Genomic DNA, 25,915 nt, shown 5'->3' on the forward strand with positions numbered 1-25,915 from the left:
TCACGAAACATCTTGCGAAATATCGTAATCGAGCCACAGACTCCTTTACGATATTTTGCAGATGCTTGGTAATAGATATAAAGTGATTGTTAGTAGTATATCATCTTTTAATCATAAAGCAAAGTAAAAAATAAATAAAAGTGAATAATTAAGAACTAAAGTGAACAAAAAAAGGATATTTTAAAAAACTAATTCAATAGTTTTTTCAAGTGTAGCTAAAATATTTATAATGTGATATTATCTATTACGGAACATCATTGGTAAAAAATTACAAAATAATCTGATATTATATAGCATATTTAATAAAAATATTAATGAAATTGAAATCGAATTTATATTTATTGAAGGAGTATATATGAAGAAAGCACTCGCAATAGATATGGGAGCTACCTCAATACGCGGAATAATCGGCTATATTGAAGATGGTAAAGTAAAGCTTGAAGAAGTAATGCGATTTTCACATGAAATAAAAAGTTCAAATGGACGATTACGGTGGGACTTCGATGAACTTTTGAAGAAGATTGCCGGCACTATAAAGGAAAATGCAAAGGAAATTTCATCAGTAGGTATAGACACCTGGGGTGTTGATTTCGGTATTATAGATAAAGAAGGTAAACTTATCGAGCATCCTGTCTGTTATAGGGATCCAAAACATCAGGAAGGTTATGATGAAGCCTTAAAGACTCTTAGTGAAAAGGAAATTTTTGCTGAGACGGGAACTCAGATTATGAGTATAAATACTTTATTTCAGCTTCTGGCTTTAAGAAAGCTTAGTCCTGATACCTATGAGAAAACTGAAAAATTACTTATGATGCCTGATTTAATACAGTATCTTCTGACAGGCAATACTGTAGGTGAGGAAACAATTCTTTCCACTACTCAGATACTCAACCTCAAGACAGGTGATTATAGTGAAAAGTTATTAAAGGAGCTGAATTTAGACAAAAATAAACTTCCCCAAATAGCAAAGGCGGGTAGTATTACAGGAAATGTAAAAACAGGCCTTATAGAAGAACTTAAAGACCTGGATGTGGATGTGGTTTCTGTATGTGGACATGATACAGCAAGCGCGGTTTTACTTACAAAGGTAATGACTGATAGTGATACGATGTTCTTAAGCTGTGGGACTTGGTCGCTTTTTGGGATAAGGGCAGAAAGCCCTGATTTATCTGAAAAGGCTTATGATAAAGGGCTTACCAATGAACTGGGATATGATTCTACACCGCTTTTATTTAAGAATCTTACAGGACTTTATCTCCTTGAAAAATATAAGACAGGACTTGAGAAAAAACTTGGAAGAAAGCTTGGTTTTGATGAGATTACTGCTTATGTGGAAGAATCACTTAAGAAGGAAGAAACTATAAATAATCTGATAGATATGGAAGATCCTAGGTTTGGAAGTGAAGAGGCTGATGCCAAAGAAGTTATAGATGAATATCTTAAAGAAAATGGGCTGAAACTTCCTGAAAATGAAATGGATTATTTCAGAGTTATCTATGAAAGTATGGTAAAGAAGTATTCGGAAGTAAAATCTGCACTAGAAGAAATATCGGGTAAGAAATATGGAAAAGTTCATATGATAGGCGGAGGAGCAAAATCATCACTGCTTTGCAAGCTGATAGCTAAAAGGCTTGAAGTAAGTATAACCGCAGGACCTTATGAGGCTTCCGCACTTGGTAATATCTTAGTACAACTAAAGGCACTCGGAGAAATAAAAACTATCGAAGAAGGGCTTGAAGCCGCTTATAAATCACAGGAAATAAAAACATATTAACATACATATTTTAAGGAGGAAAATAATATGAGTTATCCAAAGATTGGTATTAGACCAACAATTGATGGCCGCTGGGGCGGTGTTAGAGAGTCGCTTGAAGATCAGACAATGGGAATGGCTAAGAGGGCTAAAGACCTTATCGAGAGTGAACTTAGATATCCTGACGGAACACCTGTACAGTGTGTAATTTCACCATGTACAATAGGCGGTGGCGGCGAGGCTGCTAAATGTGAAGAATTCTTCTCCACTCAGAATGTAGTCGGTACTCTTACAGTAACACCTTGCTGGTGCTACGGTACAGAAACTATGGACTTAAACCCTAACACAATCAAGGCTGTATGGGGCTTTAACGGAACTGAAAGACCGGGTGCTGTTTACCTTGCAGCAGTTATGGCAGCTTATGCACAGAGAGGACTTCCTGCATTCTCAATTTATGGACACGAAGTTCAGGATAAAGATGATACAACAATTACAGAAGATGTTAAGAAGAAAATCCTTGATTTTGCAAGAGGAGCAGTTGCCGTAGGTCTTATGAAAAATAAGTCTTATGTAAACCTTGGTTCAGTATCTATGGGTATTGCAGGTTCTGTAGTAAATGTAGATTTCTTCCAGAAATACCTTGGAATGAGAACTGAATGGGTAGATATGACTGAGATTTTAAGAAGAATTGAGCTTGAAATCTATGATCATGAAGAATATGAGAAGGCTCTTAAATGGGTTCGTGAGAACTGCAAAGAGGGATATGATACAAATGCAGGTAAAGACTTCCCTGAGGTTATCACAAAGTCAAGATGGATACCTGATGATAAGCAGTGGGAATTCTGCGTTAAACATGCACTTGTTGTAAGAGACATACTTAAGGGCAATCCAAAGCTTGCAGAAATCGGTTGGCACGAAGAGTCACTTGGAAGAAATGCTATAGCAGGCGGTTTCCAGGGACAGAGAATGTGGACAGACTGGCTTCCAAACGCAGACTTTACAGAGGCTATTACAGCTTCAGGCTTTGACTGGAATGGAAAGAGAGAGCCTATTCCATTTGCAACAGAAAATGACACACTTAACGGTGTATCTATGATGCTTGGATGGCTTGTAACAAATAAGGCTGCAATCTTCAGTGATGTAAGAACATACTGGTCACCTGATTCAGTTGAGAGAGTAACAGGTAAGAAGCTTACAGGTAAGGCGGCAAACGGTATTATGCATCTTATTAACTCCGGTGCAAGCTGCTTGGATGGTTCTGCAGCAGCTAAGAATGAAAAGGGCGAAGGTTGCATGAAAGAATGGTGGAACCTTACAGATGAGGATATCAAGGCTCTTACAGAGGCTACTGACTGGTGCAGAGCGAACTATGAGTACTTCAGAGGAGGCGGTTTCTCATCACACTTTAAGACAGCAGCAGAAATGCCTGTAACTATGATTAGAACAAACATTATTGAGGGCGTAGGTCCTACCTTGCAGGTAATTGAGGGTTATACCTGTGTACTTGATGATGATGTACATAAGATTCTTGATGAAAGAACAGACAGAAGTTGGCCAACAACCTGGTTTGCTCCAAACCTTACTACAAAGTCAGCAGACAGCGTTTACAATGTAATGGCTAAGTGGGGCGCTAACCACGGAGCAACTGTTCATGGACATGTTGGTGACAGACTTTTAACTCTTGCTTCCATGCTCAGAATCCCTGTTGCTTTCCACAATGTAACAGAGGACAGAATCTTCAGACCACATTCATTTAACGGATTTGGAACTACAGATTTAGAGAGCCAGGATTTCAGAGCTTGTGCTTACTACGGACCACTCTATAGATAAAGTGTAGAAATTTGATTACAAACTGATTACACGTTAGAAGTGTAAATTAAAAGTTATGTGGCTAATGTGCTTGTTTGTCATACTAAGTGACGCCTTCGCTGATAAATGTCCAGACTCGCTCCGGTTTTTCTGAAAGATACTATTGTAAGCATTAGGATGTTCACGAAAAACCTAATGCGCTCGCTTAGGCATTATCAGCTCCGGCTGTTTAATTTATGATTGATTATAAACACATCAGCCACAATAGGTGAGCGATAAGACTATCTTTAATTTGGTATTCAAATTATTATTTGCATAAATCTAAGGTGCCAGCTACGAATGATAAATTCTAAGCGAGCGCATTAGGCGTAGCGAAGCGGATGCCGGAGCGAGTCTGAAATGTTATCATTCGGAGCGTCAACTTAGTTAATGAATTGAAAATATAAATTTATATGGTTGGTGGTTGTAGGATAAGAATGGCAGCACAAGTCTGAAATTGATATAAGAGGTGAAGGGCATTTGCTGTCAAAGATTTTGATAGCAAAATCTTAAAGGATAGAAAAAGAAAATAGAAGCGGTCTTATGACCAGCGGAGGATGATGTTATGTTAATGGAAAAAGCAAGAGAGGAGCTTGTTAAATATGGTAAGAAGCTTGTAACAGCAGGACTTACCAAGGGAACAGGCGGAAACTTAAGTGTATTCGACAGAGAAAATAAGATGGTTGCTATTACACCTTCGGGAATTGATTTCTTTGAAATTCAGCCTGAGGATATCGTAATAATCGACCTTGACGGAAAAACTATAGAGGGAACCCGTACTCCTTCATCAGAATGGGAAATGCACCTTATGCCTTATAGGACAAGGGATGATATAGATGCAGTTATCCATGCACATGTAATGTATACAACTGTTCTGGCGTGCCTGCGTGAAGACCTTCCTGCAACCCACTATATGATAGCAGTGGCAGGGCCTACAGTAAGATGTGCTGAGTATGCAACTTATGGTTCACACGAACTTGCGGTAAATGCAGCTAAGGCAATGGAGGATAGAAAGGCTGTTATCTTAGCAAACCACGGTGTACTTGCCGGAGCAAATGACCTTCTTAATGCATTTAATATAGTTGAAGAAATAGAATATTGCTCTGAGGTGTATGTAAAGGCCAGAAGCATTGGTGAACCGGTTGTTCTTCCTGCAGAGGAAATGACGCTTATGGCTGAAAAATTTAAGACTTACGGACAGAAAAAGAGTATAAGAGAATAGTTTTTGCTAAGGAGTAAATATGGGTGATTTAATACTTTCAATGAAGGGAATTACCAAATCCTTTTCAGGTGTTGCTGCACTTAAAAATGCAGCACTTGACCTGAAAGCAGGTGAAGTAGTAGCTCTGATGGGAGAAAATGGAGCCGGCAAATCTACTCTTATGAAGATTTTGACCGGTATATATTCAAAAGATTCCGGCGAAATCAAATATATGGGACAGGAGGTCTGTTATAAAGGGCCTGCTGAATCTGAGGAGGCAGGAATCTCCATTGTTCATCAGGAGCTGAACATGATGAATGATTTAACCGTAGCCCAGAATCTTTTTATCGGACGTGAAGAAATTAAAGGACTTTTCATTGATGATAAGAAGATGAATGAGAAGGCTCGCGAGTTATTCAAGGTTTTGAAAATAGATATAAATCCGGCTGAAAAAATTGGAAATCTTACAGTAGGAAAGCAGCAGATGGTGGAGATTGCAAAAGCGATTTCTTCAAATGCCAAAGTTATCATTTTTGATGAGCCTACAGCAGCACTTACCGACTCTGAAATAGAGGAGCTTTTTAAGGTAATAAGAGATCTTAAGAAAAAAGGAACCGGAATGGTATATATATCTCATAGAATGGATGAAATTAATGTTATTTCGGACAGAGTTATAGTAATGAGAGACGGAGAATATGTGGGAACTCTTATTACTAAAGAATGCAGCAAAGATGACATTATCAAGTTGATGGTTGGAAGAACCATTCTTGGTGAGCCTAAGACAGCTTCGACAGTAGCTAAGGATGCTCCTGTAGTGCTTAAATGTGAAAACCTTAACAGAGGTAAGGCTGTTAAAAATGTAAGCTTTGAACTGAAAAAGGGAGAGATTCTTGGTTTCTCCGGACTTATGGGAGCAGGGCGTACAGAGGTAGCCAGACTTATCTTCGGTGCAGATAAGAAAGATTCAGGAAAAATATTTATAAATGGCAAAGAAGTTACTATAAATACTCCTGAAGATGCAGTAGCACATGGAATAGGCTATCTTTCTGAGGATAGAAAGCGTTATGGTCTTATAGTTGAGAAGTCAATAGAGGAAAATACAGTTATTGCCTCATTGAATGACTTTGTAAAAGGGATGTTTATAGATAAGGCAAAGAGCAAGGAAATTTCGAAGAAATATGTAGAGAGCCTTAAAACAAAGACTCCTGGCGTATCACAGCTTGTTAAGAAGCTTTCCGGCGGAAATCAGCAGAAGGTAGTTATAGCCAAATGGTTGGTGAGAAACTCGGATATCCTTATCTTTGATGAACCTACAAGAGGTATAGATGTAGGCGCTAAGAGCGAGATTTATGCACTTATGGAAAGTCTTGCAAAAGAAGGAAAATCCATAATAATGATATCATCAGAGTTGCCTGAGGTACTTCGTATGAGTGACAGAGTAATAGTCATGTGCGAAGGAAGAATAACAGGAACCTTAGATATCGCAGAGGCTAACCAGGAAGTTATTATGGAATCTGCTACAAAACGTTAAGGGGAGATTAACAATGGATATTAAAAAAAATATTTTCTAATCAGCGTACAATAGTAATCGCTGCATTAATATTGATTTGTGTTGCTTTTTCAGTTATTACACCTGATAAATTTCTTCAGATAACTACATTTACCAATATTGCCAAGTCTGCTTACTATGTAGCATTTATGGCAATAGGTGTTACCTTTGTTATCGGTACAGGAGGTATCGACCTTTCTATAGGTACTATAGCTATCTGTGCAGCCCTTATAGGTGGAACCCTCATGGAAAAGGGACTTCCTATGGGACTCGTACTTCTTGTAATACTTTTAAGTGGTGCTGTATTTGGTCTTATAAACGGACTTATGGTTGCTAAAATGGGATTGCCTGCCTTCATTGCTACCCTCGGAACGATGATGATGTCCAGAGGTCTTGGCTCCATCGTGTCAGGTACAAAGACAATTTCTTTCCCACAGGGTGACTCAGCCGGAGCCTGGTTTAGAGAGTTCTTTATGATTACTAAGGATGGTGGAATTTTACCTAAAAATTTCCCAACAGGCTTTGTGCTTCTTGCAGTAATCGCAGTAATTATGGCTCTTATATTAAATAAGACAAAAACAGGACGTTATATTCTTTCAATAGGTTCTAACAAGGAAGCTACAAGGCTTTCCGGTATAAATGTAGTTAAATATGAAACACTTGCATATGTATTTTCAGGTTTCTTTGCAGCACTTGCAGGTATTGCTTATGTAGCGGTATTTACAACAGCACAGCCAAACACAGGTAATGGTTTCGAACTTGATGCCATTGCAGGTGTAGTTATCGGAGGAACTTCACTTGCAGGTGGTGTAGGTACTATACTTGGAACCATAGTCGGTGTATTTATTATGACAGTATTAAAGATTGGTTTCCCTTATATCGGGGTACAGTCACATTATCAGCTCTTCATTACAGGTATCATTCTTATCTTCGCAGTATATATGGACGTACTTAACAGGAAGAGAGGAAAATAACAGATACTTTAATTTAGAAACTCATTAATTCCAACTACACTCAAATATCAAGGGTGATAGAAAATTGGATTAATATATTTAAGGAGGAAAAACAGATGAAAAAATCTAAGAAACTTATGGCAGCACTTCTCAGTACAGTAATGGTAGTATCCGCTCTTACAGCCTGTGGCGGTGGCGGAGCAAAGACAAGCTCAACAAAGTCTGCTGCAAGCACAAAGTCAAGTGCAACAAGCACAGCAAAGTCAAGTGCAGCTACCAGCACACCTGCAACAACAGATGGTGGCACAAAGCATATCGATGTTATAGCTAAGGGCTTCCAGCATCAGTTCTGGAAAGCAGTAGAACTTGGTACAAAGAAGGCTGCTGAAGAGTTTGGAGTTGAAGTTACTTTCCAGGGACCTGACAATGAGTCAGCTATTGCACAGCAGGTTGAGTATTTAAATACAGCTATAGCTAAACAGCCTACAGCCATCTGCCTTGCAGCTCTTGATACTCAGGCTAGTATCCCTTCAATACAGCAGGCTATGGAAGCAAATATTCCTATTATAGGATTTGACTCAGGTGTTCCAAATGCTCCGGAAGGCGCAATTAAGGCTAATGCTTCTACAAACAATGCAGTAGCAGGTGCTTTAGCAGCAGAAGAGCTTTATAAGTTGATTGAGTCAAAGGTTAAAGATGCAAAAGATACTGTAAGAATCGGTGTTGTAGCTCAGGAGTCAAACTCACAGTCTATCGTTGACAGAACAAAGGGATTTGTAGACAAGATGACAGAGCTTTGCGGAGCAGACAATGTATCTGTAGAAGGACATGACAGCTTAAAAAACGAGAAATCAGGTGCTAAGGTTGTGCTTGATGTAGGTATCCCTGCTGAAGTTAAGGACGTAGATGCAGCAGCAGTTGCTTCCGCTATACTTGAGAAGAATGATCTTATAGCTATCTATGGTTCTAATGAGTTTGCAGCTAACGCTATAATTACAGCTAACGAAGGCCTTGATAAGATTGGTGAAGGTAAAGTAGTTGCAGTTGGTTTTGATGCCGGTAAGAAGCTTCTTGATGCAGTTAGAAGCAAACTTTTTGCAGGTGCTGTAACACAGGATCCTGTACAGATTGGTTATCAGGCAGTTAAGCTTGCTGTAGAAGCAGCAGATGGAAAGAGCGTAGCTGACGTTGATACAGGTGCTAAATGGTACAATGCTGACAATATGGATGCAGACGACATTAAGCCTTGCTTATATGAATAATCTGTAGGTTATAGGGGTGCCTAAAATAACGGCACCCCATTATGTAGAATTAATGTGTTAAAACATTCACAAATAAGAAAGAGGAAACTTATGTTAAAGAATATTCCTAAGATATTATCACCGGAGCTTTTAGCAGCCCTTTGTGAGATGGGACATTCAGACAGACTTGTAATTTCTGATGGAAATTTTCCGGCTCATACTATGGGAAAAAATGCTAAGGTAATAAGGCTTGATGGGCATGGAGTTCCTGAGGTACTGGAGGCTATATTAAAAGTATTTCCGCTTGATACTTATACTGAAAAATCAGTTTCTCTTATGGAAAAGGTTCCGGGAGATACTGTAGAAACTCCTATATGGAAAGAGTTCGAGGACATAGTAGCAAAATATGATGAGCGTGGTGCGAGTACCATTGGCTTCATCGAAAGATTTAAGTTTTATGAGGAGGCTAAGACCTCTTATCTCATAATAGCAACTTCTGAAAAGGCTCTGTATGCAAATATTATGTTGCAGAAGGGTGTAGTTACAGACTAAGAGTCTGGGAAAATGGAGGAAAAAAAGATGGCAAACAAAATTGTATTAAACGAGACTTCTTATCATGGAGCAGGAGCAATTAAGGAAATTACTGTAGAGGCTAAGAACAGAGGTTTTAAGAAGGCTTTTGTATGTTCAGATCCTGACCTTATTAAGTTTAATGTTACAAGCAAGGTAACAGATTTACTTAAGGCTGAAAGTATGGACTTTGAAATCTATTCTGAAATTCAGCCAAACCCAACAATTGAAAATGTACAGAGTGGTGTAGCTGCATTTAAAAAGGCGGCAGCAGACTATATTATAGCTATCGGTGGCGGTTCTTCTATGGATACAGCTAAGGCTATCGGTATCATCATTACAAACCCTGAGTTTGAAGATGTAAGAAGTCTTGAGGGACTTTCGGCTACAAAGAAGCCTTGTATACCTATTTTTGCAGTTCCTACAACAGCAGGTACAGCGGCAGAGGTAACTATCAACTATGTTATTACCGATGTAGAGAAGAAGCGCAAATTCGTATGTGTAGATCCACACGATATCCCTGTAGTAGCATTTGTAGATCCTGAGATGATGAGCTCAATGCCTAAGGGACTTACAGCTTCAACAGGTATGGATGCACTTACACACGCTATCGAAGGTTATACAACTCTCGGTGCAAATACAATTACAGATATGTTCAACTTAAAGGCTATAGAGCTTATTGCAAAGAGCCTTAGAGGAGCTGTTGAGAATACAAAAGAAGGCAGAGAGGGTATGGCTCTCGGACAGTACCTTACAGGTATGGGCTTCTCTAACTGCGGTCTTGGGATAGTTCATTCTATGGCACATTCTTTGGGTGCTGTCTATGATACACCTCATGGTGTGGCTAACGCTATCCTCCTTCCAACAGTAATGGAGTACAACGCAGAAGCAACAGGTGAGAAGTTAAGAGACGTTGCTATAGCTATGGGTGTTGAAGGTGTAGAGAAGATGAGTCAGGAAGAGTACAGAAAGGCAGCAGTTGATGCTGTAAAGAAGCTTTCACAGGATGTAGGTATTCCTGCCGACCTTAAGGCTATAGTTAAGCCTGAGGATCTTGACTTCCTTACACAGTCTGCTATGGATGATGCCTGCAGACCTGGTAATCCAAAGGAGCCTACATTTGAGGATATTAAGGGGCTTTATTTGAAGCTTATGTAATTGAGAATATATTTAAGTATAACAAGAAATAATAACTGTTCCCTATCAAGACTGAAAGAAAAATCAGTTTTTGATAGGGAATTAATTTTGTACGTATCATAGTCTGAAGTATTTTATCGGATAGTGGAATGGACTTTTGTTTTTAGTGTATTACTTTTTTTATAGTTCCAGTTGTACAAGTGTAGCAGGCATTTCATGCTTAGTATTTACCTTATCCGGACCGGTAACAAGGTCAAAGCATGAAACTATAATTCTACCATCCCATACTATAGGTTCTCCCGGCTGATCAAGTCCTCCATCCACTCCGCTACAGTCAGGGCTTTCGGCAATACGCTCCACCTTGCCGTCAGGAGTTACCTTTGCAATAGCATTTGCAGAGAAGTCGGCAATATAAAGGTTTCCGTTATCGTCAAAAATCATACCATCCGTGCTCTGTAAATTTTTGGCATCCTGTGCAAATATCTTATTTTCAGCAAGGCTTCCATCTTCTTTGAAAGTTAGACGGTATACCGCCCCATCACCAAAATTACCAACATATAGAGCTCCGTCAGGTCCGAATACAATACCGTCTGCTCCATACTGACAATCAGGATTTTCAGTTACAAAGGTGGCAAAGATATTTTCATCCTTCAGAGTATTGCTTATATGTATATCATGTTCATCTGTTCTAAATCTATAAACACAGCTTACCAGCTTGCCGTCCTCACGTTTCACAGGATGGAGATAACTTTGTGTAACATACATATATCCATCTTTTATGCGGATACCGTTTGGATGTTCCATCCCATATGCCACCACAGTGGTTTCCAAGATGTCTCCATCATCCGTAACCTTTAGTTTGAGTACACGTCCTTTAAATATAAGATCAGGGTGTTCACTCCAACCTTGATTATCACATAAATATACATTCCAATCGTCATCAAAGGCTATACCCATATTGCGGGCTATGCCTGTTTCAGGATGAACCGGAACATCAAACCATTTTGTTACATTTCCTTCTTTATCAAGGCGCACTACTATTCCCGACATGTTATCTTCGGCATAATTCGGACAGGAAAGTACAAGATTACCATGTCTGTCTATAGCCATCCCATCAGGTGTACATATATATTCAGGTAAAATACTGAAAAGTTTTGATTCTCTCATATTGCCTCCTTCTAAAAACTTGATTAAAATTTTTTGCTCAAACTTTTTGCATCAAACCTTAGTAAATGCTTTTGTAATATTCCAAAGTTTGTATTATTCTTTTTCGATGATATTATTATTACTAATCAAAGTCAATGTACAAAGCTAAGGCTTTAGGGTAAAATACAACACTCTTATCTGTAGTCGATGAGGATAGAAATATTCCGCTTTTGGTATAGGCGCTTTATTTTAATTTATCGTTAGTTATATACTTTATTACGATATAGTGATAAAATCCCATCTTTGGCACTTATATAATCAAAAATCGTTGTAAACCTTTGTGTATAGTGGGTTACAACGATTTTTATCTTTGTCGCGGTCTTTAGTACTTTATTCCTGTTCTTTACTAAGCTTCTGAATTGTCTTCATTTTACTTTTTGTTATAAATTGAAAGTCTGTACGAAAACCGCTTACTTCGTGCAAATCATCTGTTATATTTTCTCTATTGTATAACGGCATAAAGCCCTGCTCCTGCAAATCAGCAAAATTCATTGCTTTTAGTGTGCTCAATATTTCTTCGCATGTATACTTATAATCCAGTTTTTTCTCAAGATACCTATAAAGCGTTAATGCTAAGAAACAGATTAAAAAGTGGGCACGTATTCTGTTCTCGTCCTGCAGATACACAGGCCTTGCAGCAAAATCTGTTTTCATAATGCGAAAACATTCCTCAATCTGCCACCTTCCCTCGCTGACCTTTAAAATATCTTCCACATCGTCATCCAACAGGTCTGTACACACTGCATAAAGTCCGTCATACATAGCTTCTTCGTTAATCTTATTCTCATCAAGATAATGATGAATATCAGCAACCTCACCTTCCTTTGTGACAGCCTCTGCACCTATAAAGCGTGCCGGATCATTAGGATTTTTACGGTTCTTTTTTGTAGTTCCCGAATCAAGCATTTTTTGTGCACGCTCTACCTGTCTTTCACGAATGGCTTTTTGATAAGCGGCATATTTAGGTGAGTAAGTAACAATAAGCCTCTGGTCTATCCTCCTTGTAATATATGGCTCATCTTTGTAATAAAGTCCCTTATCATCGGGATCAAGTTTTGTTATGTCTACAGGCTTATTGTCTGAAACACGCTTAAAGCCTTGTGGATTAAGAGCCCATTCTTTCTCCTCTTTTTTCAGTTTTTTAATTGACTGTGTAACAATAAAGGAGCGTTCAGCCGTGTGGTTGTAAAACCTGATACTTTCAGAGCCAAGTCCTGCATCACTGCAATAGATGAATTTATGGCAGCCAAAATCCCTAAGGACTTTTTGCTCCAAAGGTTTTAAGGAAGTCTGCTCATTGGCGTTACCGGAGAAAAGAGAGAATGCAAGAGGAATACCGTCTCCATCCATAAACAGTCCCATCTGCATAATAGGATTGGGGCGGTGTTCTTTGCTTTTACCATACTTTTTGTTTCCATCTTCCTGTTCGATTTCAAAGTAATAGTTAGAACAGTCATAATAAAGAACCTTATCATTTCTGTTTCCTAAAAAATGGCTGTTTTTATAAACCTCAGCTTGAATCAGGTCACATTCAGAACCTAAAACATCAAGTGCCCTGTAAATATCATGAAGCTCATAAGAAGGTTTTTCTAAAAATTCAGATGCAGTCTTAAAAGATGAGCGTTTACTTGCAGGTTCCAAAACCCTGGCATAAATCAGGTCTGCAAGAATCTTATTTATGTCATATTTAAATTTATGTTTAAGTTTTAATTTACGGCAGATTTTATTCATTCTGAGTTTATAATATAAAGACTGAATAAAAAGATAGCCGCCGCGGTAAAAGACCTGTCCGCCATAGTCTAATTGCCTGTCTGCATGAAAAGGAATGAGGACAGTCTGGGCTTCTTTTTCTTTTTTATAACGTTCTGTTTCTATCCTAACCTCATTTTTCGCCCAGGCAATCACATCGTCTCTTGTTGGTCCATGTTCAACAAGAAGCTGTTCAAGAGTCCCGAGTTTACGGATAATCTTAGACGAGGTACTTCCGTTAGGTTTGGCAAAGGATTTAGCAATATAAAATGACTCAGCATTTTTAGATTTTGTTATGTGAAGATTCATAAGCATACCTCCTCTTATTATAACACACAATAACATAAAATACCATAGGTAAAAATAATTTTTTTGACATAAAAAACTCAGGCTATATAAGGCCTGAGAGGTATTTTTTTATTATGTAACTGTCAAAGTCCCGAGCTAAGGCTTTAGGGTAAAATACAACACTCTTATCTGTAGTCGATGAGGATAGAAATATTCCGCTTTTGGTATAGGCGCTTTATTTTAATTTATCGTTAGTTATATACTTTATTACGATATAGTGATAAAATTACGATAAGTAGATTGATTGTTAGGGAGGTGACTATGCAATTCGATTATGCACTTCTAAGTAATGAGGGAGAATTTACAATATTTCGTTATGGAGACTATGTTATAAGATTTAAAGCACCATATTCACTAGAGAAATATACAGAGATAAAAGAATGGGACAAAGGATATCTGGTTGTTATGGCTAAGTATAAACATAATAAAGAAAGTGAAGAAGAGTACATTGACTTGATTCCCATACTGGAGAATCTGTATATTACACCGGACGAATTTTTAAGACCAATTAAGGGGGTGAAAATAGAAAATGCTTGATATTATCAAAATAGCAGATGAGGCAGATATGATTGTTACCACTAATTCGCCTATATTTTTAACAAAAAACGGATATGGAACAATGGTGGTAATGAGTATAGAACAGTATTCATCCCTTACGGATTCAGTTGAAAAAAGCCTTGATGAAGCAGACAAATATGCGGATGAATGTGATGTTAGATATATTCTGCATACTACAGTAGGATAAACTATTTTCGGTCTGTGACCTATGAGCAAATAATTGGGATTTAAGAAGAAAATATCTTATCCCCACCGGAACCGGATAATAGAATCCGTTTTTGGTGGGGATTTTATTTAGCCCAATTTGAGCTTAGGAAAATATATCCCTATATTCCCTCCCCTTTATATACTCAATAAACTTAGACACCTTACTTGTAGGAATATTCCCCTTCTTCCAGACAAGACCAAAGTTATTGGTAATCTCAGGCATTATAGGTATTTCCACAAAATCCCTCGGATTCACAGCTAAGGAAGAATATAAGAAGGCTCCACAATTTCCGCCCCGTACAAAGTTTAAGATAGTTCCAAGCTGACTTGAGTGCATAAGCACTTCAGGCATAATATTTAAGGCATGGTATCTTGCAAATATAGTGGCATTTTGCACAGAGTCGGTATTAAAGAGAATTACAGGCTCATTAATAAGCATATCGAAGGTAATGGACTTTTCACCGGCAAAACGATGGCTTTTAGCTACACAGAAAACATAGGAGTCCGTCATTAAAAAATGTGATTCATATTTGGCAATATTATAAAAATCCATGTTTACAAGAGCAACATCCAGCATATCCTCGTTTATCAGGTTTGAGGCACGTATAGAGCCGTATTCATAAAGCTTCACGGGAATGTTATGGGTCTCCTGAAAGGCGTTGATGAGCCTTGGGAAAAAGACTGTACTCATAAGCGGAGGTATACCTATCCTTATTGCCTGATTGTTATTTCCAATAGAGCCAAACTCATCGTAAAGCTCGTAACTGTGCTGAAGCAGGCTGTTGGCTTTTTTATAAAATTCTTCACCTTCTGAAGTTAAAGTAATTCTGTTTTTTCCATGGTTAAAAAGTTTAATCTGAAATTCATTTTCCAAATCCCTGATAGCAACAGATATAGTAGGCTGGGTAACAAAAAGCTCGGCAGCAGCTCTGGTTATGCTGTGGTAGCGGCAGACTGCGCAAAAATATTCTAAATGATTTAAAGTCATGGCATTTACCTCGTTACAGATTTGAATTCTTAATTTTTACCAATTGTATCATTATATCACCATATCTAATTTTAGTATAGTTTTTTTTTATACTAACCCAAGTAAGAAGTAAATATACTTTTTAGTATTAATAAATTATAATATGGTTGTAAGAAAAAATAACAGATAGGAGTGGAAAAATGAGTCCAGCGATTATAACCTTATTGTTTCTAGCATTTGCTATTGTGATGTTCGTGTCAGAAAAAATTCCCTTGGCACTTACATCGATGATAGTCTGTTCGGGTCTCGTTGTTACGGGAGTTTTAGATGTAAAGCAGGCTTTTGGAGGATTTATTGATACCAATGTAATTCTTTTTGTGGCTATGTTCATAGTAGGTGGTGCCTTATTTGAAACTGGTATGGCAAATGAAATTGGTGGTTGGGTAACCAGGTTTGCAAAGACAGAACGAGGGCTTATAGTTGCAATTATGGTGATAGTCGGATTTATGAGTGGTGTACTTTCAAATACCGGTACTGCTGCAGTCCTTATCCCTGTAATTATCGGTATAGCAGCAAAATCAGGATTTAAAAGGTCAAAACTGCTTTTGCCGTTGGTATTTGCAGCAGCTATGGGAGGGAACCTTTCGCTAATAGGGGCACCGGGCAATCTGATAGCCCAGTCAACTTTAGAACCAATAGGTCTTAAGTTTGGATTTTTCGAGTACTCTATTGTAGGTTTGCCAATACTTGCAGCAGGTATATTATTCTATGCAACGATTGGTTATAAACTATTGCCGGATAATGAGCCAGGTGATGATTCCATATTTGACGGTAAAAACGATTTTGGTTCAGTACCTAAATGGAAAAAAATTCTTTCTTTAGTAATACTGGTAGCCACCTTGGTTGGAATGATATTCGAAAAGGAAATAGGTATTAAACTTTGTGTAACAGGCTGTATTGGAGCAATTCTTCTTATATTAACCAAGGTAATTTCTGAGAAGGATGCACTAAAATCAATTGACCTTAAAACAATCTTCCTGTTTGGTGGTACACTTTCACTTGCAACTGCACTTAAGGAGACCGGTGCAGGTGAGATGATAGCAGATAAGGTTATCGGTGGTCTTGGAGCAGAGCCTTCGCCTTATGTACTTACATTCATAGTATTTATCATCTGCTGTGCACTTACAAACTTTATGTCAAACACAGCAACTACAGCACTTATGGCACCTATCTGTCTTTCTATTGCCCAGGGAATGGGAGCAGATCCGAGAGCGGTACTTATGGCTTGTGTAATAGGCGGTTCTTGTGCCTATGCAACACCTATAGGTATGCCGGCAAATACTATGGTGGTGGGTGCTGGCAACTATAAGTTTATGGATTATGTAAAAGCAGGCACACCACTTATAATTATCGCAACTATAGTAAGCATGATAATTTTACCGATTGCCTTCCCGTTTTTCCCTGCGTAAATAAATCTAAAAGGAGATTATTATGGAGAATATAATAGAAAATAGAGAGAATGTACAGAAATTAACTGAGATAATAGCACAGTTTGTAGGTTTTACAGCTAAGAAGCTTCCCGATGATGTAATAAATAAGCTTGCTGAGCTTAGAGACAAAGAAAACAGTCCCATGACTAAAGTAATCTATGATACAATGTTTAAAAACCAGGAACTGGCAGTAAAGCTTAATCGTCCTTCCTGCCAGGATACGGGAGTGTTGCAGTTCTGGGTAAAATGTGGGACCGGATTTCCGTATATTGATGACCTTGAGGAGCTGCTCCGGGATGCAGTTATACAGGCAACCATACATGCACCACTTAGACACAATTCTGTAGAGACTTTTGATGAATATAATACAGGAAAAAATGTAGGAAAAGGAACACCTACAGTATGGTGGGATATAGTACCTCATTCAAATAAATGTGAAATTTACACCTATATGGCAGGTGGCGGATGTACTTTGCCGGGAAATGCAACCGTACTTATGCCGGGGGAAGGTTATGAAGGGGTTACCAAGTTTGTGCTTGACCGTATGACAACTTATGGCTTAAATGCCTGTCCTCCGCTCTTGGTAGGTGTGGGAGTAGGTACTTCAGTTGAAACAGCGGCACTTAATTCCAAAAAGGCTCTTATGAGAAATATAGGTACACACAATCCAAATGAAAATGCGGCTAAGATGGAAAGACTGTTGGAAGAAGGCATAAATAATATTGGCCTTGGACCTCAGGGTATGGGAGGAAACTATTCTGTGATGGGAGTAAATATTGAAAACACCGCAAGACATCCGTCGGCAATCGGAGTTGCAGTAAATGTAGGTTGCTGGAGTCATAGAAGAGGTCATATTGTATTTGATAAAGATTTGAATTTTACAATAGATACGCATACAGGTTTTGAGTATAAAGAAGGGGCATGGAGGTAGAGAGATGGCAGTTGAAATAAAAGATGGAAAGAAAATTTTAGTTACTCCTGTTTCAAGAGAAGATTTAAGAGATATACATATAGGTGATATTGTTTATCTTACCGGGGATATGACAACCTGCCGTGATGTGGCTCACAGAAGGGTTGTTGAGGAAGGCCGGAAAATCCCTGTAGATGTAAGAGATGCAGCCATATTGCATGCCGGACCTATTATTCGTCCGTTAGGAGATGATAAATATGAGATGGTTTCAGTAGGGCCTACAACATCAATGCGTATGGAAAAATTTGAGTATGAATTTGTACAGACTACGGGAGTGCGTGTAATTCTTGGTAAGGGCGGAATGAAGGAAAATACCCAAAGAGCCTGTAAGGATTTTGGTGCAATCCACTGTGTATTCCCTGCCGGGAATGCAGTAGTGGCAGCGGTTGAGGTTGAAGAAATTGTGGAAGCTCAGTGGAAAGACCTTGGCATGCCTGAGACGTTGTGGCATTGTAAGGTAAAAGAATTTGGACCTCTCATTGTATCAATAGACGCTTATGGAAGAAATTATTTTGAAGAAAAAAAGATAGAGTATAATAAGAAGAAGGATGAGCAGATAGAAATTATAAGCAAACAGGTTGGATTTATCAAGTAATGTATAAGTAATGAAAGCTGCCTATATCAAATCATGACAGAAAAAAGTCGGTTTTGGTATAGGCATTTTTATTTTAACCACCCTATTGACAAACAAATATTAAAGTGATATGATTTTGATATCAAATAAATTCTTTGGACTAGATGTCTGGAAAGGAATAGCTATGAAAGAGAAAATTCTTAAAAGTACAGGTAAGGGTTTGCTTATGCTGTTTGTCAGTTTAATTATGATGTTTGGTGGCTGCGGACTTATAGTTTATGCAGGAGTTAATGAACTGCCTGTCTTTATAGCAGGCGGAATGATACTTATGTTGCTTGGCTTCGTACTTATAATGGGAATCAAGGTGGTAAGACCTCAGGAAGCTATAGTTTACACACTTTTTGGTAAGTACATAGGCACACTTAAGGAAGAAGGCTTCCATTTTATCAATCCATTTGCAACCTCCTTCAATCCGGCTGCACATACAAGGCTTGGGCAGAGTGGGGATGTGAAATCAAGTATAAATGTAGATGCTGCTATGGGAAAGAAGATTTCTCTTAAAGCAATGACACTTAGCAACTCAAAACAGAAGGTAAATGATGCACTTGGAAATCCTGTAGAAGTGGGTGTTGCAGTTATCTGGAAGGTTGTGGATACTGCGGCGGCTGTATTTAATGTAGACAATTTCAAAGAATATCTTTCATTACAGTGTGATACCTCAGTAAGAGATATAGTAAAGCTTTATCCTTATGACGTGGCTCCTGATATAGATACCACAGGTGACGGAATTGCAGATGATGGAAGTTTACGTGGCTCTACAACTGTAGTGGCAGAGCGTATAAAGAAACTCATTCAGGAAAAGGTGAATATAGCAGGACTTGAGATAGTGGAGGCGAGGATTACTTATCTTGCTTATGCACCTGAAATAGCGTCCGCTATGCTTCAGAGGCAGCAGGCAACAGCTATAATTGATGCGAAGAAGGTTATAGTTGAAGGCGCTGTAGGTATGGTGGAAATGGCACTGGAAATGCTGGAGGAAAAAGGAACTGTAGAACTTGATGAAGAAAGAAAGGCAGCTATGGTTTCAAATCTCCTGGTAGTGCTTTGCGGCAATCACGAAGCTCAGCCTGTAGTAAATTCAGGAAGCCTGTATTAGTTTGGTTAACCAAAACAGGAAAAGAGGATATACGGGTAAATAAGCCTATGTCTTATAGGTGTAAAAAATAGGGATTTATGAATTATATATTAACCATAAAAAGGGAGAATGGTTATGAAAACTTTAAGATATTTGTATCTGTTTGTGCTTGGCCTCCTATCATTTTTGGTTTCGCAGATACTTACAAGAATTCCATTGCTTGGCATTTTAACAAAGAATCCGAAGTTTATAATATTTCAAATAAATAATGCCCTGCTTGTTGGCTGTCTTATTGCTGTAAGTGCGGGTGTATTTGAAGAGGTTTTCAGGTTCTTATTCAGGAGATTCCTTGTAAGGGAAGGTGTGAAAATATCCGAGCCGATAATATTCGGACTTGGACATTCCCTTATGGAAATTATATATATTTTTATACCTGTAATATTATCTTCCGGTTTGTCGGTAATAAGCTCGCTTGGGATAATTGAAAGAATAATCGCAACCCTGATTCACATAGAATTATCCATTATTATCTGGAACGGATTTTTGGAAAACAAAAAATATTTGTATCTGCTTTTAGCTGTTTTATTGCACTCAATTTGTGATATACTTATACCGGTTGCAATGAGTGTTGGTATAGGCTCGTATGCATTGGAAATGCTTTTCTTTGCAGTTACTGTAATTATAGGTGTAATAACCTTAAGAATAAACAGAATGGAGTGGAAGTTATGAAAAAATTTAGATTGTCTGCCATAGTTATAATGTTTTGCTTATCTTGTGTACTATTTACAGCTTGTTCGGATAAATCATCCGATGCAGGTAAAAACTCTTCTGTATCAAGTGGGCAAAAAGAAAAATATATAGAAAAAGCACAGAATGTAATTACTCTTTTTAATGAAGAAAAGTCTGATGAAATTGTAGAGCTGTGCGATGAAGCTATGAAGAATGCCTTACCTAAGGACAAACTTTCTGAAATCTATACTCAGATTAAATCAAACGGTGACTTTGAAAAGTTCCTTGAAGGCGAGATGACAAAGGTAGAGCAGGGCGGAAAGACTTTTACAGTTGTTGTCCAGCAGGCAAAATATGCAAAGAATACCCTTACTTACACAATCAGCTTTGATAATGAAGATAAACTGGCGGGGATTTTTTATAAGTAGGGAAGTTTGAATTTGTGGAGAGGCAATATGAAGTTGAAAACATACGATAAAATTTTTGGAACTTTGTTTGCTGTTGCAAGCATAGTAATTATTGTCTTCTTTTTTTCAAGTAACAGTTTTTTTGAATGGGCATTTGAACGGCATCATAATACCTTGAGCTGGTACATACGACCATTATTTATTATCCCGATTGTATTAGGAGCATTTAAGAAATCCTATACAATAATTTTTGCTTCAATTTTTTGCTTATTTACAAGTATGTTCTGGTTTCCAGAGCCGGCGAAAGTAGATAAAAATGTCGTTGAATTTCTAGAATTTGAAAAGGATTATTTGACCACCGGTTGGGCAGCAGACAAAGCATTTGTAGTGGTTGCTGTTATACTCTTCTTTACATTTTTGATTTATACTACATGGAACAGAAAATGGAAATGGCTTCTGTTTGTTATTGTCATTAGTGCTTTATTGAAAGTTATTCATAGTGTTATTTTTAGTGGGAATAGTGGATTATCAATAGTCAAACCGGCAATTTTAGGAGTGGTTATATGCGCATCGGCAATTTTGATCCTCATCAAGAAAAGATAAATAAATTAGAATTTATAAAAGTAAAAACAACTAATTATACTTAGAAAGAAGGGAGGACCATGGCAAAGAAACAGATACCTTTAAGAATAGGTGAAAAGCTTTACAATGCACTGGCCTCTTGGGCAGAGGATGATTTTCGCTCACTTAACGGACAGATAGAATATCTCCTCACAGAATGTGTAAAGCAAAGAAAAAAAGACGGAAAATATGTAGGTGAAAGTATAGATGAGCCAATAGAGTTGGACATTGATTAGTAGGATTTCTAAGTTAAATTTAACACTTTTGTCTGACAGAATAATGAAATTATATAAATGGGGCTGTCGCACCAAGAATAATATATACAAATATAGAGATTGTTGAAATGTAAATCAGCTATATCTTGTAGTATTTTTCTTTAATGCGACAGCTCCATTGTTTTCGTCTAAAAAAGATATAATTGATAATCATTATCAATTGTGCTATAATTTTGTATAACAGCATTTTAAGCTATTTATTTGTGAATTGATTTACAAGTAGGCTGCACAAGCTTTTTTTTAAGATTAATTGAAAACATTTCTAAGAGATAGATTAAGGAGGAAGGTATGAAAGTTTCCAAACAGGCTCATGGAATTTTTGACAATATGTGGTTTTATACCAAGATATGGGCAAAAACTTTTCCGATAGGCCTTGTAATTATTCCGCTTTTTGCTGCGTTAAGTATTTTGAGTATTTATGAACAGATTAATATTCCGCGTGTTTTGGTTGAAGTGATTGAAAGGCAGGGAGGTGTAAGAGACTTGTTTTATGCACTTGCTCTTCCGGCACTGCTGCTGATTGCGTCCAAAACCGCCAACGGAGTACTGAAGTCCGGCATTATGGCACTGGGAAGCAGACCTATGATTTACCTTTACTCTGTTCCTATTAACGAAAAATTATTCCGAATTCACTATCAAATGCTCACTTCTCCAAAGGTACAATCCAAATTGGTCAAAGCGAAGAATATTGCATTCAGCGGGGACGGTCCGGGTATTCATTTCTTCGGTTTGACAGTTTCAAATTTGCTTATTGCGACTATAGGTGCGATTATATTTACTTCTTCGATTGTATATGTGGATTTCATTCTGCTTGTTGTCATCTTATTATCGGGATTTGTAAATCTGCTTTACGGCTTTTATGTCGGGAAATATGTTGACAGGAGCATGAAAGAACGCAGCGATGATGAAAAGAAAGAGAGCTATATCATGAGAGTCCTTGAAAACCGCCTGTTTGCAAAAGACATCAGACTTTATAACATGAGTGACTGGCTTCATGGTAAGTTCAAATATTATCACGAAAGATATTCCAAATTCCTTTTGGGAGAAACACGAATCAGAGTTAGTGCCACTCTTTTGAATGCAGCACTGGTATTAGTACGCGACTTGATTGCCTACGGATACCTGATTTTTATGCTGTTTAACGGAAATATCAGAGTATCCGAATTTGTATTTTTGCTGGGAGTGGTGTTTCAGTTTTCCAATTGGATGGATCTCATTGTCGAACAGATTAATTCACTTATCACATTCAGCACGATGATGAACCAGATTAGAGAATTTTTGGATGTTGAAGATGAAGTGGGTGAAATGCAGTACGGCAAATGTCTTGAACGAGATGTTCAGATTTGTCCGAGTATCACATTTCATAATGTAGGCTTTCGGTATCCTGAAAGCTCTGAATGGATTTTCAGAAATTTCAATTTGAATATAAGGGGTGGAGAACGGCTGGCACTTGTGGGTATCAACGGAGCCGGCAAGACTACTTTGATGTTGATGTTAATGGGACTCCTTCATCCAACAGAGGGCGATATTTTAATTGACGGAAAAAGCTATAGAGAGTTTCAACCTAGCGAATACTATAAACTTTTTTCTCCGCTTTTTCAGGATATTATTTTGTTTCCCGAAAGCATTATCGACAATATTACAGGTGGTGTAGATATTGATAAGGCAAAGCTTGACCATATATTAAAGCAGAGTGGTATGGATAATATTATTGAGAAGTTTCCAGAGGGTGGGGATACTTTCCTGGTCAAAAACAGTCAGGACAAGGCAGTTGATTTATCAGGCGGTCAGAATCAGCGTTTGCTTTTAGCCCGTGCTCTTCTCAAAAATGCCAAAATAAATATTCTTGATGAGCCTACCGCGGCACTTGATCCTTTGGCGGAATCCCGTATTTATGAGGAATACAGCAATATGACAAAGGACAAAACTTCAATTTTTATCTCTCACCGTCTTGCTTCTACCAGATTTTGTGACCGGATTATTCTGCTGGAATATGGAAAGATTATAGAGGACGGAAGCCATGAAGAGCTTATGAATATGCGTGGCTGCTACCATGAAATGTACGAAGTGCAGAGTAAGTATTATCAGGATGATTTAAACTCGGATTTATCAGAGGAATCTGCATCCTGTGGGGATGTCCTCAAAGCAGAATCAAGTAGAAAGACTCTGGGAGAAAATTCCAAAAAAGATGAGAACAGGGGGTGAGTATAAATATGGAAAAAAATAATCGAAAGAATAGTCAAAATAATGATAAAATTCAGTCAGGATCAAGTGCACAAGCGGGTATCGGAGCAAATTTAGGAACCGGTATCGGCAGATTTTTTTGGATGGTAAAATATGCAGAAGAACAGGAAAGCGGATTTATTTGGACTGCACTCATAGGTAAGACTATGGATGTCGTTCGGGTTCTGCTTCCTCTTTATATCTCCCAAGTAGTTTTGAGCTCTATTTATAATGGACGTAAAATGGAAGATGTTTTCATAAACACTGTTATTGTGACAGTAAGTTTCTTTCTGCTTACTGTACTTTCAGGCTATTTTCAGAAAAAGGCGAAATATCATTATCGGAGATTTTTGAAAAAACATCAGGTTAACAAGGCGCAGGCTGTTTTGGAAATGGATTATGGCGATTCCGAGCGTGATGATGTTCAGAATGAACTGATTGCACTCAAGAGGATGGAAAAGACTGTTGCAATGGGAATAGGCACATTTCAGGAAAGTTTTTCCATTTTAGTCGGAAATTTTATTTATATTGCAATAGGAATTTATCTGGTAAGGAATCTGTTTTTCACTCTAACAGCAAGAATAGCTCCCTTGATGAATTGGGGACTGAACCTCGGATACCTCGGGCTGATATTTCTCCTTCACTACTTTGCGGTTAAAATTGATTTGAAAACTATGAATAAATATGCCACAATAGCGAGAGAGATATATGTAAAAAATCACAGGTATCTCCAGCAGTATTCCGAACTTCTTTTTGACTACAAGGTTGGAAAAGACATAAGATTTTATAGTGAAGCACTCGGAAAGCGTTACAATGAAGTATATCGCTTGCGTCAGGATGAGATTTACAATATGTATTTTCGTTTGTTTACTGTAGCCCGTACAAAGCGAAATTTGATTAGTGCTCTGATTTCATTACTCACTGCTTTATTTGTAGGTTATAGAAGTATTTTAGGTTGTATTGAGTTTGCAGATATCTTTCTTTGCATTGGTGTTTTGGAATTTTTGTTTAGAGGCATTGAAGAGATGACGGACTCATTCGGGAAGATTTTATCTTCTGACAGCATAAGAAAAAAGTTTATCCATCTGTTTAGAGATAAAAAAGTATGGATTGATTCCAAAAGCACAGCACAATCTTCAAGTATTAAGCAGAAGTCAAGTGAGAAAGCAGACGGAGAATGTGATGTTGTAAGATCCGGTGAAGTGCCGACAATGGAATTAAGGAATGTCAGTTTTAAATACCCGAATTCTGATGTCTTAGTGCTAAAGAATGTCAGTTTAAAATTATACGGTAATCAAAAACTGGCACTTGTGGGTTTAAACGGCTCCGGCAAGACAACACTTATCAAACTTTTGCTTGGACTGTATAAGCCGAGTGCAGGGAAGATTTTTATTAATGGGGAAGATACAGCTAATTGGACTGCCGATAGATTTGTAGCATATTTTTCTGTTGTCTTTCAGGATTTTAAACTGTTTTCTCTTAAAATCGGAGAAAATATTGCTGTTTCTGAAGAATTTGATGAAAATTTAGTAAGGGAATCTCTTGAAAAGACAGGACTTTCTGAATTTTACAATAAATATGGTACGGGTGGATTTTTATATCGTGATTTTGAAGAAGGCGGAATTGAGATTTCAGGTGGAGAAGCACAAAAAATTGCCATGTCGAGAGCAATTTATCATAAGGGAAAATTCTTCGTCCTTGATGAGCCGACAGCGGCACTTGATCCCTTGTCTGAATACGAGATTTATACTCATTTCGGAGAAATTACATCGGAAAATCCGGCAATTTATATCTCACACCGGCTTTCATCCTGTATTTTTTGTGATGTGGTTGCGGTTATGGAAAACGGTCAAATCGTTCAAATCGGTACACATGAGAAGTTATTAGAAGATTCAGGAGGAGTATACTCCACACTTTGGAACGCACAGGCAAAGCATTATAAAAATCAGCCTAAGGAAGCTGAAAGTATTTTATGTTAAGCTGTACATATAAACAATTTATCTGATATACTTTTATAAAGGTTACCGGTACTGACTTCAGAAAAAGGAGATATAAGCATAATAGCAAATAAAAAATTTGACTTTAACGGTATAATATATGCTCCAAATGGCACAGTTACAATAACCGGTTATGATGTTAAATTCAATAGCATAATAATAGCTAATAAAATATTTATAACCGGTACAAATACTGAAATTACTAAT

Annotated in this window: 23 protein-coding genes; 20 read left to right on the forward strand and 3 right to left on the reverse strand. The window is 37.8% G+C overall.

What is annotated here, in order from left to right:
- Positions 1-355: 355 nt before the first annotated feature.
- The 8 genes from GCWU000282_RS11165 (at position 356) to fucO (ending at position 10,273) form a co-directional block, all read left to right on the forward strand.
- Positions 356-1,774 carry a rhamnulokinase gene (locus tag GCWU000282_RS11165; protein ID WP_023355241.1) on the forward strand — a complete coding sequence of 473 codons (1,419 nt, stop codon included), beginning with the start codon at positions 356-358 and terminating at the stop codon, positions 1,772-1,774.
- Positions 1,775-1,801: 27 nt separating this feature from the next.
- Positions 1,802-3,583: an L-fucose isomerase gene (locus GCWU000282_RS11170; RefSeq protein WP_023355242.1), complete on the forward strand. Its 1,782-nt coding sequence runs from the start codon at positions 1,802-1,804 to the stop codon at positions 3,581-3,583.
- A gap of 583 nt (positions 3,584-4,166) precedes the next feature.
- The gene (locus GCWU000282_RS11175) at positions 4,167-4,823 is read left to right on the forward strand and encodes an L-fuculose-phosphate aldolase (RefSeq protein WP_035040610.1); all 657 of its coding nucleotides are present in this window, start codon (positions 4,167-4,169) and stop codon (positions 4,821-4,823) included.
- Positions 4,824-4,842: 19 nt separating this feature from the next.
- Complete coding sequence (locus GCWU000282_RS11180; RefSeq protein ID WP_023355244.1) at positions 4,843-6,333, forward strand: sugar ABC transporter ATP-binding protein; 1,491 nt, start codon at positions 4,843-4,845, stop codon at positions 6,331-6,333.
- Between the two features lie 17 nt (positions 6,334-6,350).
- A complete protein-coding gene (locus GCWU000282_RS11185) occupies positions 6,351-7,325 on the forward strand; it encodes an ABC transporter permease (protein ID WP_035040612.1) in 975 nt (324 codons plus the stop codon).
- Between the two features lie 95 nt (positions 7,326-7,420).
- Positions 7,421-8,566 (forward strand): ABC transporter substrate-binding protein, encoded by a 1,146-nt coding sequence (locus GCWU000282_RS11190; RefSeq protein WP_035040615.1) that lies wholly within the window; start codon positions 7,421-7,423, stop codon positions 8,564-8,566.
- Positions 8,567-8,656: 90 nt separating this feature from the next.
- Positions 8,657-9,097 (forward strand): RbsD/FucU family protein, encoded by a 441-nt coding sequence (locus tag GCWU000282_RS11195; RefSeq protein WP_035040617.1) that lies wholly within the window; start codon positions 8,657-8,659, stop codon positions 9,095-9,097.
- A gap of 27 nt (positions 9,098-9,124) precedes the next feature.
- On the forward strand, positions 9,125-10,273 hold the full coding sequence (gene fucO / locus GCWU000282_RS11200) for a lactaldehyde reductase (protein WP_035040799.1): 1,149 nt from the start codon (positions 9,125-9,127) through the stop codon (positions 10,271-10,273).
- Between the two features lie 159 nt (positions 10,274-10,432).
- Here the strand turns inward: fucO and GCWU000282_RS11205 are convergent, their stop codons facing one another.
- Both GCWU000282_RS11205 and GCWU000282_RS11210 read right to left on the reverse strand, forming a co-directional pair.
- Positions 10,433-11,419 (reverse strand): SMP-30/gluconolactonase/LRE family protein, encoded by a 987-nt coding sequence (locus tag GCWU000282_RS11205; RefSeq protein WP_023355249.1) that lies wholly within the window; start codon positions 11,417-11,419, stop codon positions 10,433-10,435.
- A gap of 369 nt (positions 11,420-11,788) precedes the next feature.
- Positions 11,789-13,516 (reverse strand): IS1634 family transposase, encoded by a 1,728-nt coding sequence (locus GCWU000282_RS11210; RefSeq protein ID WP_035040620.1) that lies wholly within the window; start codon positions 13,514-13,516, stop codon positions 11,789-11,791.
- Between the two features lie 300 nt (positions 13,517-13,816).
- Between GCWU000282_RS11210 and GCWU000282_RS11215 the strand changes: the two genes are divergently transcribed.
- Together GCWU000282_RS11215 and GCWU000282_RS11220 are read left to right on the forward strand one after the other, a co-directional pair.
- A complete protein-coding gene (locus GCWU000282_RS11215; RefSeq protein WP_023355251.1) occupies positions 13,817-14,092 on the forward strand; it encodes a DUF7724 family protein in 276 nt (91 codons plus the stop codon).
- Entirely contained in the window at positions 14,085-14,300 is a 216-nt protein-coding gene (locus tag GCWU000282_RS11220; protein ID WP_023355252.1) for a type II toxin-antitoxin system Phd/YefM family antitoxin, read from the forward strand. Before GCWU000282_RS11215 ends, GCWU000282_RS11220 begins: the two co-directional genes overlap by 8 nt.
- Before the next feature lie 123 nt (positions 14,301-14,423).
- Here GCWU000282_RS11220 and GCWU000282_RS11225 read toward each other — a convergent pair whose 3' ends face one another.
- Complete coding sequence (locus GCWU000282_RS11225; protein WP_023355253.1) at positions 14,424-15,308, reverse strand: LysR family transcriptional regulator; 885 nt, start codon at positions 15,306-15,308, stop codon at positions 14,424-14,426.
- 179 nt (positions 15,309-15,487) lie between these two features.
- Here GCWU000282_RS11225 and GCWU000282_RS11230 point away from each other — a divergent pair, with 179 nt between their 5' ends.
- The 10 genes from GCWU000282_RS11230 (at position 15,488) to GCWU000282_RS16000 (ending at position 25,690) form a co-directional block, all read left to right on the forward strand.
- A complete protein-coding gene (locus GCWU000282_RS11230; RefSeq protein WP_023355254.1) occupies positions 15,488-16,756 on the forward strand; it encodes an SLC13 family permease in 1,269 nt (422 codons plus the stop codon).
- A gap of 22 nt (positions 16,757-16,778) precedes the next feature.
- Positions 16,779-17,708 carry a L(+)-tartrate dehydratase subunit alpha gene (gene ttdA, locus GCWU000282_RS11235; RefSeq protein WP_023355255.1) on the forward strand — a complete coding sequence of 310 codons (930 nt, stop codon included), beginning with the start codon at positions 16,779-16,781 and terminating at the stop codon, positions 17,706-17,708.
- Between the two features lie 4 nt (positions 17,709-17,712).
- Positions 17,713-18,342 carry a L(+)-tartrate dehydratase subunit beta gene (gene ttdB, locus GCWU000282_RS11240; protein ID WP_023355256.1) on the forward strand — a complete coding sequence of 210 codons (630 nt, stop codon included), beginning with the start codon at positions 17,713-17,715 and terminating at the stop codon, positions 18,340-18,342.
- 163 nt (positions 18,343-18,505) lie between these two features.
- Positions 18,506-19,477 carry an SPFH domain-containing protein gene (locus tag GCWU000282_RS11245; protein WP_035040623.1) on the forward strand — a complete coding sequence of 324 codons (972 nt, stop codon included), beginning with the start codon at positions 18,506-18,508 and terminating at the stop codon, positions 19,475-19,477.
- Positions 19,478-19,591: 114 nt separating this feature from the next.
- Complete coding sequence (locus GCWU000282_RS11250; RefSeq protein WP_035040626.1) at positions 19,592-20,185, forward strand: YhfC family glutamic-type intramembrane protease; 594 nt, start codon at positions 19,592-19,594, stop codon at positions 20,183-20,185.
- Positions 20,182-20,613, forward strand: a complete 432-nt coding sequence (locus GCWU000282_RS11255; RefSeq protein ID WP_023355259.1) for a DUF3887 domain-containing protein — start codon at positions 20,182-20,184, stop codon at positions 20,611-20,613. Before GCWU000282_RS11250 ends, GCWU000282_RS11255 begins: the two co-directional genes overlap by 4 nt.
- Positions 20,614-20,640: 27 nt before the next feature.
- Positions 20,641-21,195 (forward strand): hypothetical protein, encoded by a 555-nt coding sequence (locus tag GCWU000282_RS11260; RefSeq protein ID WP_023355260.1) that lies wholly within the window; start codon positions 20,641-20,643, stop codon positions 21,193-21,195.
- A 59-nt stretch (positions 21,196-21,254) separates the two neighbouring features.
- The gene (locus GCWU000282_RS11265) at positions 21,255-21,449 is read left to right on the forward strand and encodes a hypothetical protein (protein ID WP_023355261.1); all 195 of its coding nucleotides are present in this window, start codon (positions 21,255-21,257) and stop codon (positions 21,447-21,449) included.
- A 327-nt stretch (positions 21,450-21,776) separates the two neighbouring features.
- On the forward strand, positions 21,777-23,693 hold the full coding sequence (locus GCWU000282_RS11270) for an ATP-binding cassette domain-containing protein (RefSeq protein ID WP_023355262.1): 1,917 nt from the start codon (positions 21,777-21,779) through the stop codon (positions 23,691-23,693).
- An 8-nt stretch (positions 23,694-23,701) separates the two neighbouring features.
- A complete protein-coding gene (locus GCWU000282_RS16000; RefSeq protein ID WP_023355263.1) occupies positions 23,702-25,690 on the forward strand; it encodes an ATP-binding cassette domain-containing protein in 1,989 nt (662 codons plus the stop codon).
- The last annotated feature ends 225 nt before the right edge of the window (positions 25,691-25,915 follow it).

This window comes from Catonella morbi ATCC 51271, from assembly GCF_000160035.2.
GTDB classification, from domain to species: domain Bacteria; phylum Bacillota; class Clostridia; order Lachnospirales; family Lachnospiraceae; genus Catonella; species Catonella morbi.